Raw genomic sequence first — 15,714 nt, forward strand, 5'->3', positions numbered from 1 at the left:
GGGCCCGGGACCGCTCCGTCCGTCAGCGGCGTGGTGCTCAGGGCCGCTCCCCGCGCTTGACCTGGGGCTTGGGCAGCCGCAGCCGGCGCATCTGGAGCGAGCGCATCAGCGCGTAGGCCACCGCGCCGCGCCGGTTGTCGGCGGGGAAGCGCTCCGCCAGCCGCTTCTTCAGCCGGAACCCGGTCACGACCGAGTCGAGGACGATCATCACGATCACCGCGAGCCACAGCAGCAGCGCGGCGTTCTGCAGCTGCGGCACCTGGATCATGCTCAGCACCAGGATGATCACGGCCATCGGCAGGAAGTACTCCGCGATGTTGAACCGCGCGTCCACGAAGTCGCGCGCGAACCGGCGCACCGGCCCCTTGTCTCGGGCGGGCAGATAGCGCTCGTCACCGCTGGCCAGCGCCTGGCGCTGACGCTCCAGCGCGGCACGGCGCTCCTCACGCTGCCGCTTGGCGGCCTCCTTGCGCGTCATCGTCGTGTTGGCGACGCTGCGACGCTGCGACTGGGCCACGCTCCGCTTGGGCGTGGGGCGGCCCTTGGGGGCCTCCGGGTGACGGGTCTGCTTGGAGTCGGTCACCGTCGCGTCGTCGGCGGCGGATGCCTTCTCTTCCTTGGCACGGCTACGGAACACAAAACCCAAGGGTACGGGGTGCCCGGGGTTGGACCCCAGCCCCGTGGGGAACGATCCGGCAACACCGGACGTCTCCAAAAGGACAGAGGGGACGTTGTGGGGGTCTCCGGGTGGTCCGGCCGGCCGGCCCCGGGGAGCACCTACTCCCTACGCCGGATCGGGAGGGTACTCAGTCGTCCTTGGGGATGAGCGCATCCGTCCCCGAACAGTGCGGTAATGGATGCGGGGCCCGTACTGTGGGTTCTGTCGCAGGTGCTGGAGCTGGAGTCGGTCAGAAGGGGGCGCGCGAAGCCCATGAGCGGTGTCATGAAGCGTATGGGGATGATCTTCCGCGCGAAGGCGAACAAGGCCCTCGACAGGGCCGAGGACCCGCGCGAGACCCTCGATTACTCGTACCAGAAGCAGCTGGAGCTGCTCCAGAAGGTCCGCCGCGGCGTCGCCGACGTGGCCACCTCGCGCAAGCGTCTGGAGCTCCAGCTCAACCAGCTGCAGTCCCAGTCGGGCAAGCTGGAGGACCAGGGCCGCAAGGCGCTCGCGCTCGGCCGCGAGGACCTGGCCCGCGAGGCCCTCTCCCGCCGCGCCGCGCTCCAGCAGCAGGTGACGGACCTGGAGACCCAGCACGCCACGCTCCAGGGCGAGGAGGAGAAGCTCACCCTCGCGGCGCAGCGCCTCCAGGCCAAGGTGGACGCCTTCCGCACCAAGAAGGAGACCATCAAGGCCACGTACACCGCCGCCCAGGCGCAGACCCGGATCGGCGAGGCCTTCTCGGGCATCTCCGAGGAGATGGGCGACGTCGGGCTGGCGATCCAGCGGGCCGAGGACAAGACCGCCCAGCTCCAGGCGCGGGCCGGCGCGATCGACGAGCTGCTCGCCTCCGGCGCCCTGGACGACCCCTCCGGCATGCACAAGGACGACATCCAGGCCGAGCTGGACCGGCTCTCCGGTGGTACGGATGTAGAGCTGGAACTGCAGCGCATGAAGGCCGAGCTGGCCGGGGGCACCTCCGGCGGGCAGCAGGCCATCGAGGGCGGCAACGGCCGGCAGCAGTCCCAGCAGCAGCCGCAGGACACCCCCCGCTTCGACAAGCAGTAGGCACCGACGGCGGCAGGGGCCCACGCCGAGGAGGGCGACATGATCGTACGGATCATGGGGGAGGGGCAGGTGACGCTGGCCGAGGACCGGCTCGCCGACCTGAACACACTGGACGAGGAACTGCTCGCCGAGATGGAGAACGGCGACGGGCCTGGCTTCCGCGCCACCCTCAAGGCGCTGCTCGCCAAGGTCCACGAACTCGGCGAGCCCCTGCCGGACGACTCCCTGGAGCCCTCCGACCTGATCCTCCCGTCCCCGGACGCGACGCTCGAGGAGGTCCAGGACCTCCTGAGCGACGACGGCCTGATCCCCGGAACGACATAGCCGCGGGCAGCCGCGCCGCAGCGCCGCCGTCACTGCGGGCAGTCGTGCCTCCCCCTGTGCCTCAAGGGCCTGGGAGGTACCCCCAGGGCGATGGGGGTCCCCCGACTGAGCGCAGCCGAGGGTGGGCGACGGGGGCACCTCCCGCTCATGGGGTCCCCCCGCTCGAGCGAAGTCGAGAGTGGGGGAGGCACCCCGTGAACGCCGGGCTGCGCGACCCCACCCGGCCGAAGCACCCCCGGCTACGGTGAACCCCGTGAGCACCCTGACCCGCGCCCGGTGCCGAGCCCAGGCACACCCCTTCGCGCTGGACGCGGCCCTCGCCGCAGGCGTCCTCATATGCATGGTCGCCGGCTCCTTCGCCGACCCCCACGGTCCCGAGGGCGTCACCTGGGGCCTGCGCACCCCCGACCCGCTCAGCCTCGTCCTCATGACCCTCGGCGCCGCGGCGCTGGTCTTCCGCCGCCGCGCCCCCCGTACGGTCCTCGCCCTCGCCGGCGGCCTCTCCGTCGCGGAGTCCGTCACCGGCGACCCCCGCACCCCCGTCGCCATGTGCGCCGTGATCGCGCTCTACACCGTCGCCTCCACCACCGACCGCTCCACCACCTGGCGCATCGGTCTGCTCACCACGACCGTCCTCACCGGTGCCGCGATGGCGGCCGGCCCCCTGCCCTGGTACGCCCAGGAGAACCTGGCGATCTTCGCCTGGACCGGCATCGGCGCCACCGCCGGGGACGCCGTCCGCAGCCGCCGCGCCTTCGTCCAGGCCATCCGGGAACGCGCCGAACGGGCCGAGCGCACCCGCGAGGAGGAGGCCCGCCGCCGCGTCGCCGAGGAGCGCCTGCGCATCGCCCGTGATCTGCACGACGTGGTCGCCCACCACATCGCCCTGGTCAACGTCCAGGCCGGGGTCGCCGCCCACGTCATGGACAAGCGGCCCGACCAGGCCAAGGAGGCCCTCGCCCACGTCCGTGAGGCCAGCCGCTCCGCGCTCGGCGAACTGCGGGCCACCGTCGGCCTGCTGCGCCAGTCCGGCGACCCGGAGGCCCCCACCGAGCCCGCGCCAGGACTGGACCGCCTCGACGACCTCGTCGGCACCTTCCGCAGCGCCGGACTGCGCGTCGAGGTCGCCCGCGGCGACGAGGACACCGACCTCCCCGCCGCCGTCGACCTGGCCGCGTACCGGATCATCCAGGAGGCCCTGACCAACGTGCAGAAGCACGCCGGCACCGACGCGCGGGCCGAGGTCAGCGTCGTACGCGTCGGACCCCACATCGAGATCACCGTCCTCGACGACGGCACCGGCGAGAACCGGGACCACACCCCCGGCGGCGGGCACGGACTGCTCGGCATGCGCGAACGCGTCACCGCGCTGCGCGGCACCCTCACCACCGGCCCCCGCTACGGCGGCGGGTTCCGCGTCCATGCGATCCTGCCCGTCGAGACCCGCACGTCCGCCGCCCGGGACAACAGCCCCTGACCCTCCCCCCGTTGGAGCCCGTATGACGATCCGTGTCCTGCTCGCCGACGACCAGGCACTGCTGCGCAGCGCCTTCCGGGTGCTCGTCGACTCCGAGCCGGACATGGAGGTGGTGGGCGAGGCGTCCGACGGCGCGGAGGCGGTCCGGCTGGCCCGGGAACAGCGCGCCGACGTCGTCCTCATGGACATCCGGATGCCCGGCACCGACGGACTCGCCGCCACCCGCCTGATCAGCGCGGACCCGGAGCTCGCGGGGGTCCGGGTGGTGATCCTGACGACCTTCGAGGTCGACGACTACGTGGTGCAGTCGCTGCGGGCCGGTGCCTCCGGCTTCCTCGGCAAGGGCTCCGAACCCGACGAGATGCTGAACGCCATCCGGATCGCGGCCGGGGGAGAGGCCCTGCTGTCCCCGGTGGCCACCAAGGGCCTGATCGCCCGCTTCCTCGCCCAGGAGGGCCCGTCCGGGGCCGACCACGACCCGGCCCGCGCCGAGCGGCTCGAGACGCTCACCGTGCGCGAGCGCGAGGTGCTGGTCCAGGTCGCCGGCGGCCACTCCAACGACGAGATCGCCGAACGCCTGGAGGTCAGCCCCCTCACGGTGAAGACCCACGTCAACCGGGCCATGGCCAAGCTGGGCGCCCGCGACCGGGCCCAGCTGGTGGTCATCGCCTACGAGTCGGGGCTGGTCCGTCCGAGGGTGGAGTGAGCTCCACGGGGCGTACTGCGGCGGGAGTATGCGCCGGGTAAGGAATTGGACCTCGGGTCTACGGATCGCCCCCCGCCGATGGCTCAGGGTGTAGAGCGGGCGCTCACTTGTGCGCGCGCCCGCTTGCCGGACTTCTGCCGCTCCACGGAAAAGAGACCCTGACCATGTCCTGGCTGTCCAGATTCAGCCTCGCGCAACGGGCGCTGATCGGACTGATGTCGATCATCGCGCTCGTCTTCGGGGCGATCGCGATACCCCAGCTCAAACAGCAGCTGCTGCCCACCATCGAACTGCCCATGGTGTCCGTGATCGCCCCGTACCAGGGCGCCTCCCCGGACGTGGTGGAGAAGCAGGTCGTCGAACCCATCGAGGACAGCCTGGAGGCCGTCGACGCCATCTCCGGCCTCACCTCGACGGCGAGCGAGGGCAACGCCCTGATCATGGCGTCCTTCGACTACGGCAACGACACCCAGCAGCTCGTCGCCGACGTCCAGCAGGCCGTCAACCGGGCCGGCGCCCGCCTCCCGGACGACGTCGACCCGCAGGTCGTCGCCGGTTCCACGGACGACATCCCGACCGTGGTGCTCGCCGTCACCTCCGGCAAGGACCAGCAGGCGCTCGCCGACCAGCTCGACCGCACGGTGGTGCCGGCGCTGGAGGACATCGACGGCGTCGGCCAGGTCACCGTGGACGGCGTGCGCGACGTCCAGGTCACCGTCACCCCCGACGACGCGAAGCTGGCGAAGGCCGGTCTCACCGCCCAGTCGCTGTCCGCGGCCCTCCAGGCGGGCGGGGCGACCGTCCCGGCCGGCTCCTTCGACGAGGACGGCGCCAACCGCACCGTCCAGGTCGGCGGCGGCTTCACCTCGCTGCGGCAGATCGAGGACCTGAGGGTCACCGGCGAGTCCGGCAAGGGGAAGCCGGTCCGCCTCGGCGACGTCGCCACGGTCGAGGAGGAGGAGGCCAGGACCGACTCCCTCACCCGGACCAACGGCGAGCCCAGCCTCGCCGTGATGGCGACCATGGACCACGACGGCAGCGCGGTCGCCATCTCGGAGGCGGTCGAGGAGAAGCTGCCGGACCTGCGCGAGGACCTCGGCGACGGGGCCACCCTCACCGTCGTCAGCGACCAGGGCCCGGCGGTCTCCCAGGCCATCGACGGCCTGACCACCGAGGGCGCGCTCGGTCTGCTCTTCGCCGTGCTGGTGATCCTGGTCTTCCTGGCGTCGGTCCGCTCGACCCTCGTCACGGCGGTCTCCATCCCGCTGTCCGTGGTCCTCGCCCTGATCGTGCTGTGGACGCGCGACCTGTCGCTGAACATGCTGACGCTGGGCGCGCTGACCATCGCCATCGGCCGGGTCGTGGACGACTCGATCGTGGTCCTGGAGAACATCAAGCGGCACCTCGGCTACGGCGAGGAGCGCCAGTCGGCGATCATGAACGCGGTGCGTGAGGTGGCGGGCGCGGTGACGTCCTCGACGCTCACCACGGTCGCCGTGTTCCTGCCGATCGGCCTGGTCGGCGGCATGGTGGGCGAGCTGTTCGGCTCCTTCAGCCTCACCGTCACGGCGGCGCTGCTGGCGTCCCTGCTGGTGTCGCTGACGGTCGTGCCCGTCCTGTCGTACTGGTTCCTGCGGCCCCCGAAGGGCACCCCGGAGGACGCCGAGGAGGCGCGCCGGATCGCGGAGGAGAAGGAGGCGAAGAGCCGTCTCCAGCGCCTCTACGTCCCCGTGCTGCGCTTCGCCACCCGGCGCCGGCTCACCAGCGTGGCGATCGCGGTCGTCGTGCTGATCGCCACCTTCGCCATGGCGCCGCTGCTGAAGACGAACTTCTTCGACGCGGGCGAGCAGCAGGTCCTCACCGTCCGGCAGGAGCTGGAGCCCGGCACCAGCCTGGCCGCCACCGACGACCGGGCCAAGAAGATCGAGAAGCTGCTCGGTGACACCGAGGGCGTCAAGGACTACCAGGTCACGATCGGCTCGTCCGGCTTCATGGCGGCCTTCGGCGGCGGCACGGACACCAACCAGGCGACGTACCAGGTGATGCTGGAGGACGACGCGTCCTCCGAGGACGTGCAGGACAGTGTCGAGAAGGGCCTGGAGAAGCTCGACGGCGTCGGCACCACCACCATCGCGGCCGGTGACGGCTTCGGCAGCCAGGACCTGAGCGTCGTCGTCAAGGCGGCCGACGCGCAGGCGCTGCGCAAGGCGGCGGACCAGGTCCGCGAGGCGGTGGCCTCCCTGGACGACGTCACGGACGTCACCAGCGACCTGGCGCAGAGCGTGCCCCGCGTCTCGGTGAAGGCCAACGACAAGGCCGCCGAGGCCGGTTTCGACGACCAGACCCTCGGCGCGGCCGTCTCCCTGGCGGTGAAGGGCACCCCGGCCGCCAAGGCGGTCCTCGACGACACCGAGCGCGACGTCGTCATCCGCTCGGCCGAGCCGGCCACCACCGTGGCCGAGCTGAAGGACCTGCGCCTGGGCCCGGTGAAGCTGAGCGACGTCGCCACCGTGGAGGTCGTGGACGGTCCCGTCTCCATGACCCGGATCGACGGTCAGCGCGCGGCCACCATCACCGCGAAGCCGACCGGTGACAACACCGGCGCCGTGGGCACGGACCTCCAGCAGAAGATCGACGCGCTGACGCTGCCCGCGGGCGCGACGGCGGAGATCGGCGGTGTGACCGAGGACCAGGACGACGCGTTCGCCAACCTGGGCCTGGCGATGCTGGCCGCGATCGCGATCGTCTTCATGCTGCTGGTCGGCACCTTCCGGTCGCTCGCCCAGCCGCTGATCCTGCTGGTGTCCATCCCGTTCGCGGCGACCGGCGCCATCGGCCTGCTGCTGGTCACGGGCACCCCGATGGGCGTCCCGGCGATGATCGGCATGCTGATGCTGATCGGCATCGTGGTCACCAACGCGATCGTGCTGATCGACCTGATCAACCAGTACCGCAAGCAGGGTTACGGCGTCGTCGAGGCCGTGCTGGAGGGCGGCCGCCACCGTCTGCGGCCGATCCTGATGACGGCCCTGGCGACCATCTTCGCCCTGCTCCCGATGGCCCTGGGCGTCACCGGCGAGGGCGGCTTCATCGCCCAGCCGCTGGCCGTGGTGGTGATCGGCGGTCTGATCACGTCGACGCTGCTCACCCTGCTGCTGGTCCCGACGCTCTACGCGATGCTGGAGCTCCGCAAGGAGCGCCGCGCGAAGAAGCGGGCCGCGAAGAAGGGCACGTCCGCGCGGCCGGAGCCTTCCCAGGAACCGAAGCCGGCCCAGGTCTGACGTCCGTCCGCACGACGAAGGGGCGCCCCGTGCCTGCACGGGGCGCCCCTTCACGTGTGGCCCTACGGCAGCGCCAGCATCCGCTCCAGCGCCAGCTTCGCGAACGCCTCCGTCTCCTTGTCCACCTCGATGCGGTTGACCAGGTTGCCCTCGGCGAGGGACTCGAGCGCCCACACCAGGTGCGGCAGGTCGATGCGGTTCATCGTGGAGCAGAAGCAGACCGTCTTGTCGAGGAAGACGATCTCCTTGCCCTCGGGGGCGAATCGGTTCGCCAGGCGGCGGACCAGGTTCAGCTCCGTGCCGATGGCCCACTTGGAGCCGGCCGGGGCCGCCTCCAGCGTCTTGATGATGTACTCGGTCGAGCCGACGTAGTCCGCGGCGGCCACGACCTCGTGCCTGCACTCGGGGTGGACCAGGACGTTCACGCCCGGGATGCGCTCGCGCACGTCGTCGACCGAGTCCAGGCTGAACCGGCCGTGCACCGAGCAGTGGCCCCGCCACAGGATCATCTTCGCGGCGCGCAGCTCGTCCGCCGTCAGCCCGCCGTTCGGCTTGTGCGGGTTGTAGACGACGCAGTCCTCCAGGGACATCCCCATGTCCCGCACCGCCGTGTTGCGGCCGAGGTGCTGGTCGGGGAGGAAGAGGACCTTCTCGCCCTGCTCGAACGCCCAGTCCAGGGCCCGCTTCGCGTTGGAGGAGGTGCAGATGGTGCCGCCGTGCTTGCCCGTGAAGGCCTTGATGTCGGCGGAGGAGTTCATGTACGAGACGGGGACGACCTGCCCGGCCACGCCCGCCTCGGTCAGCACGTCCCAGCACTCGGCGACCTGCTCGGCGGTGGCCATGTCGGCCATGGAGCAGCCGGCCGCCAGGTCGGGCAGGACCACCTTCTGGTCGTCACCGGTGAGGATGTCCGCGGACTCGGCCATGAAGTGCACACCGCAGAACACGATGTACTCGGCCTGCGGGCGCGCGGCCGCGTCGCGGGCCAGCTTGAAGGAGTCGCCCGTGACGTCGGCGAACTGGATGACCTCGTCGCGCTGGTAGTGGTGGCCGAGCACGAAGACCTTGTCCCCGAGCTTCTCCTTGGCCGCGCGGGCACGCTCCACCAGGTCCGGGTCGGACGGCGAGGGGAGGTCACCGGGACACTCCACACCGCGCTCGCTCCTCGGGTCGGCCTCACGGCCGAGCAGCAGCAGGGCGAGGGGCGTCGGCTGTACGTCGAGCTCCTGGATCTGGGCGGTGGTCACGACACGCACCCTTTCTGTTTCTGGCGACTTTTCGTCGAAATGACGCTATCTATCATAACCGGTTCACGTCACTTTGACGACGGCCATAGCGTCCATGTGACGTGAATCCCGGCGGGTGCCGATCCATTCCCGGAAGATCCCCACAAGGGCCGGTTTTCGCTCGGCACGGCGTGTGCGAGCATGAGGAGGGAGCCGGGGAAACCGCGCGCCCGGCCCGGAATGAATCCGCGGCCCCGGCGGTTGCAACCGTCGGCAAGCAGTCTCCGTACAACCCGGGAGAGATGTAGATGTCCGTATCGGACGAGACCAGCACCGTCACCGACGGCATCATCCTGTCCGACGCCGCCGCGGCGAAGGTCAAGGCCCTGCTCGACCAGGAAGGCCGTGACGACCTGGCCCTGCGTGTCGCCGTCCAGCCCGGTGGCTGCTCCGGCCTGCGCTACCAGCTCTTCTTCGACGAGCGCTCCCTCGACGGCGACGTCGTCAAGGACTTCGGCGGCGTCAAGGTCGTCACCGACCGCATGAGCGCCCCGTACCTGGGCGGCGCGTCCATCGACTTCGTCGACACCATCGAGAAGCAGGGCTTCACGATCGACAACCCCAACGCCACCGGCTCCTGCGCCTGCGGCGACTCCTTCAGCTGAGCCGGGTTCCCCCACCGGACGGCACATGACGAAGGCGGCGGCCCTCTCCGGGAGGGCCGCCGCCTTCGGGCTTCTTCCCCGGACTACCGGGTGGGCGGTGCCGGCAGCCGGGCGCCGTCCTTCCGCAGCGGAACCGGCTCGCCGTCCGTGCCCACGACCTCGCGGTCGCCGAGCGGCGCGTCCAGCCGCACCGTCTGCTGGTACTGCTTGGCGATCAGGATGCACACCTTGTCCGGCCAGGGCGCCTCGGTCACCCGCACCGTCACCCGGTCGCCGTTCTCGCTCGCCGTCGCCTCGTAGTCGGCGCACACCCCGCCCGTGAAGGTCACGGTCAGCTCGTCGCCCTCGGCGGTGTAGCCCTCGACGTCCACCTCACGGGTGGACGGTGCCGCGGTCGGCTCGTCACCGGGCCCGGAAGGCGCGGGACTGGCCTCCCCCGACCGGGTCTCCGAGGCGATGTACCGCGGGTCCACCGCGGGGTGCGTCACGGTGAGCGTGCCCCGCGCGTCGGCCGGCACCACCTCGAACAGCCAGGACGGCACCAGGGCCGGCCGGCCGTCCACGCTGTGCGCGGCCAGCCCGAACACCGCCTTCTCGACCGTGATCGTGTCCTGGTCCGGCAGGGTGCCCGGGGTTCCGCACGGGGCCGCCTCCCGCTCCTCGTCCAGCGGTACGGGGCTGGCACAGCCGCCGATGCCGGCGCGTCCGTCGGAGCGCGGCGCCGCGTTCATCAGGTCCAGCGCCTTCCGGGCGCTCACCACGGGGTACGTGTCCCCCTTCACCGGCTCCGCGAGCCGGCCGCTGCCGCCGGCCACCTCGCCGGCCGCGTCGACCGTCACCGAGGTCGTCCAGCCGTGGGTCGGCAGCCCGCCGACCTCGGGGTCGGCGTTCACCACCCGGAAGGCGCCGGCGGACCCGCTCGCGTCGTACTTGGCGTCGTCCTGGCCCACCGCCTTGAAGACGGGAGCGGCGGCCTTCTTCGCGACCTCCTCACTCACCGTGGGGCCGCCGACGGGGGGCGCCTTGCACACGTTCCCCTTGCAGTTGTCGGTGCCCGGGGCGTGCCGGCTGAAGGTCCAGGCGCCCGGAGCGTCCCGGTCCACCCGCAGCGTGGGCCCGGAGCCGTCCTGGCCGCCGATCCGCCAGTCCCCGCCCTCCGCGACCGGCTTCCCGTCGAGCCCGAGGGCCTTCGCCAGCGTGACCACCTGCCCCTGGGTGATCTGCCCCCGGACGCGGTACACCGGCGCCGAACCGGGACCGTCCGGGAGCGGGCCGTCCGCGCGGTAGACGGCGCCGTAGGGATTGGGCTCGCCGGGTGCGATGCCGTTCGCGGCGTCCTCGGAGGGACCGTCGAGGGCGAGCGGCGGGGGAGTGGCGTCCCCGTTCACGCCAGGAGCCGCACCGTCTCCCGAACCGCCCGAGACACCGGCGGCGAGGTAGGCGCCACCGCCGCCCACCAGCAGCACGGCGGCCGCGACGGAGGCGATCAGCGCGGGGGAACGCCGTCGGCCCGCCGCCGGACCGTCGGGGTGCTCCTCCCCGGAGGGGCGGCCGCCGACGGGGCGGTCCCCGACGAGGGCCCCACCCCCGCCGGAGTCCGGCTCGGCCTCCGCGGCGGGCTCGGATTCCGGGGCGGGCTCGGATTCCGCGGTGGGTCCGGTCTGCTCGGCGGGTTCGCGGGTCCCGGTGGGTCCGGTCTGCTCGGCGGGTTCGCGGGCCCTGGTGGGTTCGCTCTGCTCGGCGGGCTCGCCTGCCCCGGCGGGCTCGGGCGCCCCGGGGCGGGCCCCGGCGGTCGCGGCGTCCGTCTTCCCGTCGTCACCCGAAGCGCCCCCGGTGTCGCGCGTGCCGCCGGAAGCAGGGCGCGCCTCGGCGTCGTCGTTGTCGGGTCGCTCGGTGTTCACCGCATCGCTCCTTCGGCTGCGCAGCTGTCCCGGAAAGACCCTTCCCGGCCGCACCGGGACTGCTCGTGGGTCGTATCCCGCATCCCCTTTACGGGGGACAGCGATGGGACGCAGCGGGGGAGCGCGCGGTTCCCCCCGGAGTGCCGGACCGGCCGGCGCCGGCTCAGTCGCCGTACTCCGACATCGCGTCCAGCAGCCGTGCCGACCCGGACGGCACGGTCACGCCGCGGATCGAGGACGGGGGGACCGGCGGGGCGGCCCCCCGGTCCGGGACCGCCCAGTGGGGGACCATCCGGGCGCAGTCGCCGCGCAGCGACGCCAGGCCGCCTTCGAGGTCTGCCGGGGCGGGGGCGTGGACCCTGAGGTTCGTCATGTCGGCACCGTATGCACGGGGAAGGTCACGAAGAAAGATCTACTATCGGGTAGTTTTGCCCGCTTCTGCGAGTCCTCGTCAACCGGTAGCGTGAAGTGTCAACCCGCCTCCCTCAGGAGAATCCACGCCGTGCGCATCGCAGTCACCGGCTCCATCGCCACCGACCACCTCATGACCTTCCCCGGGCGCTTCGCCGACCAGTTCGTCGCGGACCAGCTGCACACGGTCTCGCTGTCCTTCCTGGTCGACAACCTCGACGTGCGCAGGGGCGGCGTGGGCGCGAACATCGCCTTCGGGATGGGTCAGCTCGGTACCCGCCCGATCCTCGTCGGAGCCGCCGGCTTCGACTTCGACGAATACCGGGCCTGGCTGGACCGGCACGGCGTCGACACCGAGTCCGTCCGCATCTCCGACACCCTGCACACCGCCCGCTTCGTGTGCACCACGGACGCCGACCACAACCAGATCGGCTCCTTCTACACGGGCGCGATGAGCGAGGCCCGCCTCATCGAGCTGAAGACCGTCGCCGACCGCGTGGGCGGCCTCGACCTGGTCTCCATCGGCGCCGACGACCCCGAGGCGATGCTCCGGCACACCGAGGAGTGCCGCTCCCGCGGCATCCCGTTCGCCGCCGACTTCTCCCAGCAGATCGCCCGGATGGACGGCGAGGAGATCCGGATCCTGCTGGACGGGGCGACCTACCTCTTCTCCAACGAGTACGAGAAGGGGCTCATCGAGACGAAGACCGGCTGGAGCGACGCGGAGATCCTCGGCAAGGTCGGCCACCGTGTCACCACCCTCGGCTCGCGCGGGGTCCGCATCGAGCGGGCCGGCGAGGAGACGATCGAGGTCGGCTGCCCCGACGAGGAGCGCAAGGCCGATCCGACGGGCGTCGGCGACGCCTTCCGCGCGGGGTTCCTGTCGGGACTCGCGTGGGGGGTCTCACTGGAGCGGGCGGCGCAGGTGGGCTGCATGCTGGCGACGCTGGTCATCGAGACCGTGGGCACGCAGGAGTACCGGCTGCGCCGGGGGCACTTCATGGAGCGCTTCACCAAGGCGTACGGGGACGAGGCCGCGGACGAGGTCCGGGGCCACCTGAGCTGAGGCCGCCGGGTGCGGGCGGACGGGGTCGGTCGCACCCGCGCGGCAGAGCCGCCCAGGTGCGCGACGGTCCCGCGCCCCTGGGCGGGTCAGTCGACCCGGCGGACCACGTAGGCCGTTCCCCGGTCCGCCGGTTCCTCGCCCACGTACTCCTGGCCGCGCATCTCGCACCAGGCCGGGATGTCCAGGCGGGCCGCCTCGTCGTCGGCCAGGACGCGGACCGTGCCACCCAGGGGGACGTCTCCGATGACCTTGGCCAGTTCGATGACCGGGATCGGGCACCGCCGGCCCACGGCGTCCACCACCAGGGCCTCGTCCCCCTCCTCCGTGGGAACGGGGCCGGCGGACACCGGCGCGCCGAGCTTCTCCCGCACCCCCGCCACCACCTCCGGCAGGACGGACAGGAAGCGCTCGACGTCCTCCTCCCGCGTCCCCGGTGGCAGCGAGAGGCGGATGTTGCCCTCGCTGAGCACGCCCATCGCCCTCAGCACGTGGCTCGGCGTCAGCGTGCTGCTCGTGCAGGACGACCCGGACGAGACGGAGAAGCCGGCCCGGTCCAGCTCGTGCAGCAGTGTCTCCCCGTCGACGTAGAGACAGGAGAAGGTGACGATCCCGGGCAGCCGCCGCTCCGGGTCCCCGACCACCTCCACGTCCGGCACCAGCCGCGGCACCCGCGCCCGGATCCGCTCCGTCAGTTCCCGCAGCCGTACCGCCTCCTCGGCCGCCTCCGCCCGCACCGCCCGCAGCGAAGCCGCCGCCGCCACGATCGCCGGCAGGTTCTCGAACCCGGCCGCCCGCCCCGACTCCCGTTCGTCCCGCGGCCCCTGGGGCGCGAACCGCACCCCTTTCCGTACGACGAGCAGTCCGGTCCCCGACGGCCCGCCCCACTTGTGCGCGCTCGCGGCCAGCAGCGACCAGTCGCCCTCCACCGGCCCCCAGCCCAGCGACTGGGCCGCGTCCACCAGCAGCGGCACCCCCGCCGCCCGGCAGGCCTCGGCCACCCCGGCCACCGGCTGCACGGTCCCCACCTCGTGGTTGGCCGACTGCAGACACGCCAGCGCGGTGTCCGGCCGCAGGGCGTCCGCGTACCCGGACGGGCTCACGGCTCCCGTGCGCTCCACCGCGACCTCGCTGACCGATCCTCCGTCGGCCTGGTGAACTTCCGCCGCATGGAGCACAGAAGAGTGTTCGACCGCGGACACGATCAGGTGACGTCCGACGCGCCGCCGCCCGGCCAGCGCCCCCGCGATCCCGGAGTGCACCGCCCGGGTGCCGGACGACGTGAACACCAGCTCGTCCGGCCGGCACCCCACCGCCTCCGCGGCCGCCTCCCGCGCGGCGTCCAGCAGCAGCCGGGCGCGCCGCCCCTCCCGGTACAACCGCGCCGGGTCCGCCCACCCCTCGTCGAGGGAGGCCATCAGGGCCTGCCGGGCTACGGGATGAAGGGGAGCACCGGAAGCGGCATCGAAGTAGGACACACCCCAACGCTAAGCGCCCCGAGGGGGTGCGGGGCTGTTTTCCCCGTGCGGATCCGCCGCGTGGGCGCGACCGGCCACGACGGAGCGGCGGCCGCGAGACGGCCCGTACCCCCGGATGATGAGGCGCCCGGTGTAACCCGCGGCGCGTACGGCACCCCTCCCCGCGACCCCCCGGAGGGCGTCGGCTAGGGTTTGGTCCGCATAAACATCCAAACCCCTGCCCGACGCAGGGCGGCGACCGACCAGCGAGAAGGCAGGCCGCAGCCAATCCGCGCGGGCGAGACTCTCGGGAAGGCGCTACGTGAGTCCCAACGGCTCCGACCGCTCGCCGCGGCGCCCGATGCGGCGGAAGCTGCTGCAGGCACTGACCGCGGGCCTGGTCCTGGCGACCGCCACCGGTTGCACATGGGAGGACTTCCCCCGCCTTGGTATGCCCACCCCCACCACGGAAGAGGCTCCGCGGATCCTCTCCCTGTGGCAGGGATCCTGGGCCGCCGCGCTCGTCGTCGGCGTGCTGGTGTGGGGCCTGATCCTGTGGAGTGCTTTCTTCCACCGGCGCAGCCGCACCAAGGTGGAGGTTCCTCCGCAGACCCGTTACAACATGCCCATCGAGGCGCTGTACACGGTGGTTCCGCTCATCATCGTCTCGGTGTTCTTCTACTTCACCGCGCGTGACGAATCCGAACTGCTGAGGCTCGAGAAGAAGCCCGACGTCACCGTCAACGTGGTCGGCTTCCAGTGGAGCTGGTGCTTCAACTACGTCGAGAACGTCGAAGGTTCCACGGGCGACGCCAAGACGTCCAAGGAACTGGAGTCGGTCCCGGAGCGCTACAAGAAAGCCTTCCCGGCCGATGCCGGCGGCGTCTACGACTGCGGCGTCCCCGGTACCCGTAACCCGCAGACCAACAACCCGGGCCCCACCCTGTGGCTGCCCGAGGGCAAGCGGGTCCGCTTCGTGCTGACCTCGCGTGATGTCATCCACTCCTTCTGGGTGGTGCCGTTCCTGATGAAGCAGGACGTCATCCCGGGCCACCCCAACGCCTTCGAGGTGACCCCCAACCGTGAGGGCACCTTCCTCGGCAAGTGCGCCGAGCTCTGCGGCGTCGACCACTCCCGGATGCTGTTCAACGTGAAGGTCGTCTCCCCCGAGCGCTACGAGCAGCACCTGAAGGACCTCGTGAAGAAGGGGCAGACCGGTTACGTGCCCGCCGGCATCGAGCAGACGGAGCACGAGAAGAACCGGGAGGCGAACATCCTGTGAGCATCCTCAACGAATCCCAGGGTGCCGCGGCACCAGGGTCCCACTACGAGGACGAGCTGCCGGTCAGGCGCCAGAGCCGTGGCAACGTCATCGTCAAGTGGCTGACGACCACGGACCACAAGACGATCGGCACGCTGTATCTGGTGACGTCGTTCGTGTTCTTCATCATCGGTGGCGTCATGGCCCTGGTGA

At 71.8% G+C, this 15,714-nt stretch carries 13 protein-coding genes and 1 pseudogene; 9 read left to right on the top strand and 5 right to left on the bottom strand.

Annotated features, from left to right (window positions below; translation table 11 throughout):
• Window positions 1-37 precede the first annotated feature (37 nt).
• Entirely contained in the window at window positions 38-715 is a 678-nt protein-coding gene (locus tag AB0A94_RS06835; RefSeq protein WP_361739856.1) for a DUF3043 domain-containing protein, read from the bottom strand.
• A gap of 228 nt (window positions 716-943) precedes the next feature.
• Here AB0A94_RS06835 and AB0A94_RS06840 point away from each other — a divergent pair, with 228 nt between their 5' ends.
• The 5 genes from AB0A94_RS06840 (at window position 944) to AB0A94_RS06860 (ending at window position 7,517) form a co-directional block, all read left to right on the top strand.
• On the top strand, window positions 944-1,729 hold the full coding sequence (locus AB0A94_RS06840; protein WP_361739859.1) for a PspA/IM30 family protein: 786 nt from the start codon (window positions 944-946) through the stop codon (window positions 1,727-1,729).
• A gap of 39 nt (window positions 1,730-1,768) precedes the next feature.
• The gene (locus tag AB0A94_RS06845; protein WP_361739861.1) at window positions 1,769-2,053 is read left to right on the top strand and encodes a hypothetical protein; all 285 of its coding nucleotides are present in this window, start codon (window positions 1,769-1,771) and stop codon (window positions 2,051-2,053) included.
• Window positions 2,054-2,306: 253 nt separating this feature from the next.
• On the top strand, window positions 2,307-3,530 hold the full coding sequence (locus tag AB0A94_RS06850; RefSeq protein WP_361739864.1) for a sensor histidine kinase: 1,224 nt from the start codon (window positions 2,307-2,309) through the stop codon (window positions 3,528-3,530).
• 22 nt (window positions 3,531-3,552) lie between these two features.
• Window positions 3,553-4,236 carry a response regulator transcription factor gene (locus AB0A94_RS06855; protein WP_361739867.1) on the top strand — a complete coding sequence of 228 codons (684 nt, stop codon included), beginning with the start codon at window positions 3,553-3,555 and terminating at the stop codon, window positions 4,234-4,236.
• A 164-nt stretch (window positions 4,237-4,400) separates the two neighbouring features.
• A complete protein-coding gene (locus AB0A94_RS06860) occupies window positions 4,401-7,517 on the top strand; it encodes an efflux RND transporter permease subunit (protein WP_361739870.1) in 3,117 nt (1,038 codons plus the stop codon).
• 62 nt (window positions 7,518-7,579) lie between these two features.
• Here AB0A94_RS06860 and nadA read toward each other — a convergent pair whose 3' ends face one another.
• Window positions 7,580-8,764, bottom strand: coding sequence for a quinolinate synthase NadA (gene nadA / locus AB0A94_RS06865; RefSeq protein ID WP_361739873.1), 1,185 nt, complete (start codon window positions 8,762-8,764; stop codon window positions 7,580-7,582).
• A 287-nt stretch (window positions 8,765-9,051) separates the two neighbouring features.
• Here nadA and AB0A94_RS06870 point away from each other — a divergent pair, with 287 nt between their 5' ends.
• Complete coding sequence (locus tag AB0A94_RS06870) at window positions 9,052-9,408, top strand: iron-sulfur cluster assembly accessory protein (RefSeq protein WP_030582488.1); 357 nt, start codon at window positions 9,052-9,054, stop codon at window positions 9,406-9,408.
• Window positions 9,409-9,491: 83 nt separating this feature from the next.
• Here the strand turns inward: AB0A94_RS06870 and AB0A94_RS06875 are convergent, their stop codons facing one another.
• Both AB0A94_RS06875 and AB0A94_RS06880 read right to left on the bottom strand, forming a co-directional pair.
• Window positions 9,492-11,309 (bottom strand): hypothetical protein, encoded by a 1,818-nt coding sequence (locus tag AB0A94_RS06875; protein WP_361739877.1) that lies wholly within the window; start codon window positions 11,307-11,309, stop codon window positions 9,492-9,494.
• Window positions 11,310-11,472: 163 nt separating this feature from the next.
• The gene (locus AB0A94_RS06880; RefSeq protein ID WP_361739879.1) at window positions 11,473-11,682 is read right to left on the bottom strand and encodes a hypothetical protein; all 210 of its coding nucleotides are present in this window, start codon (window positions 11,680-11,682) and stop codon (window positions 11,473-11,475) included.
• Window positions 11,683-11,811: 129 nt separating this feature from the next.
• Here AB0A94_RS06880 and AB0A94_RS06885 point away from each other — a divergent pair, with 129 nt between their 5' ends.
• Window positions 11,812-12,786 (top strand): carbohydrate kinase family protein, encoded by a 975-nt coding sequence (locus AB0A94_RS06885; RefSeq protein ID WP_361739882.1) that lies wholly within the window; start codon window positions 11,812-11,814, stop codon window positions 12,784-12,786.
• 86 nt (window positions 12,787-12,872) lie between these two features.
• Here AB0A94_RS06885 and AB0A94_RS06890 read toward each other — a convergent pair whose 3' ends face one another.
• Complete coding sequence (locus AB0A94_RS06890) at window positions 12,873-14,261, bottom strand: aminotransferase class V-fold PLP-dependent enzyme (protein ID WP_361739885.1); 1,389 nt, start codon at window positions 14,259-14,261, stop codon at window positions 12,873-12,875.
• Between the two features lie 301 nt (window positions 14,262-14,562).
• Here AB0A94_RS06890 and coxB point away from each other — a divergent pair, with 301 nt between their 5' ends.
• Both coxB and AB0A94_RS06900 read left to right on the top strand, forming a co-directional pair.
• Window positions 14,563-15,522: a cytochrome c oxidase subunit II gene (coxB, locus tag AB0A94_RS06895; RefSeq protein WP_361739888.1), complete on the top strand. Its 960-nt coding sequence runs from the start codon at window positions 14,563-14,565 to the stop codon at window positions 15,520-15,522.
• Window positions 15,519-15,714: pseudogene (locus AB0A94_RS06900) on the top strand (cytochrome ubiquinol oxidase subunit I); the annotation flags it as partial. The gene coxB and the pseudogene AB0A94_RS06900, both read left to right, overlap by 4 nt.

The organism is Streptomyces sp. NPDC044984, assembly GCF_040646935.1.
Lineage (GTDB): Bacteria > Actinomycetota > Actinomycetes > Streptomycetales > Streptomycetaceae > Streptomyces.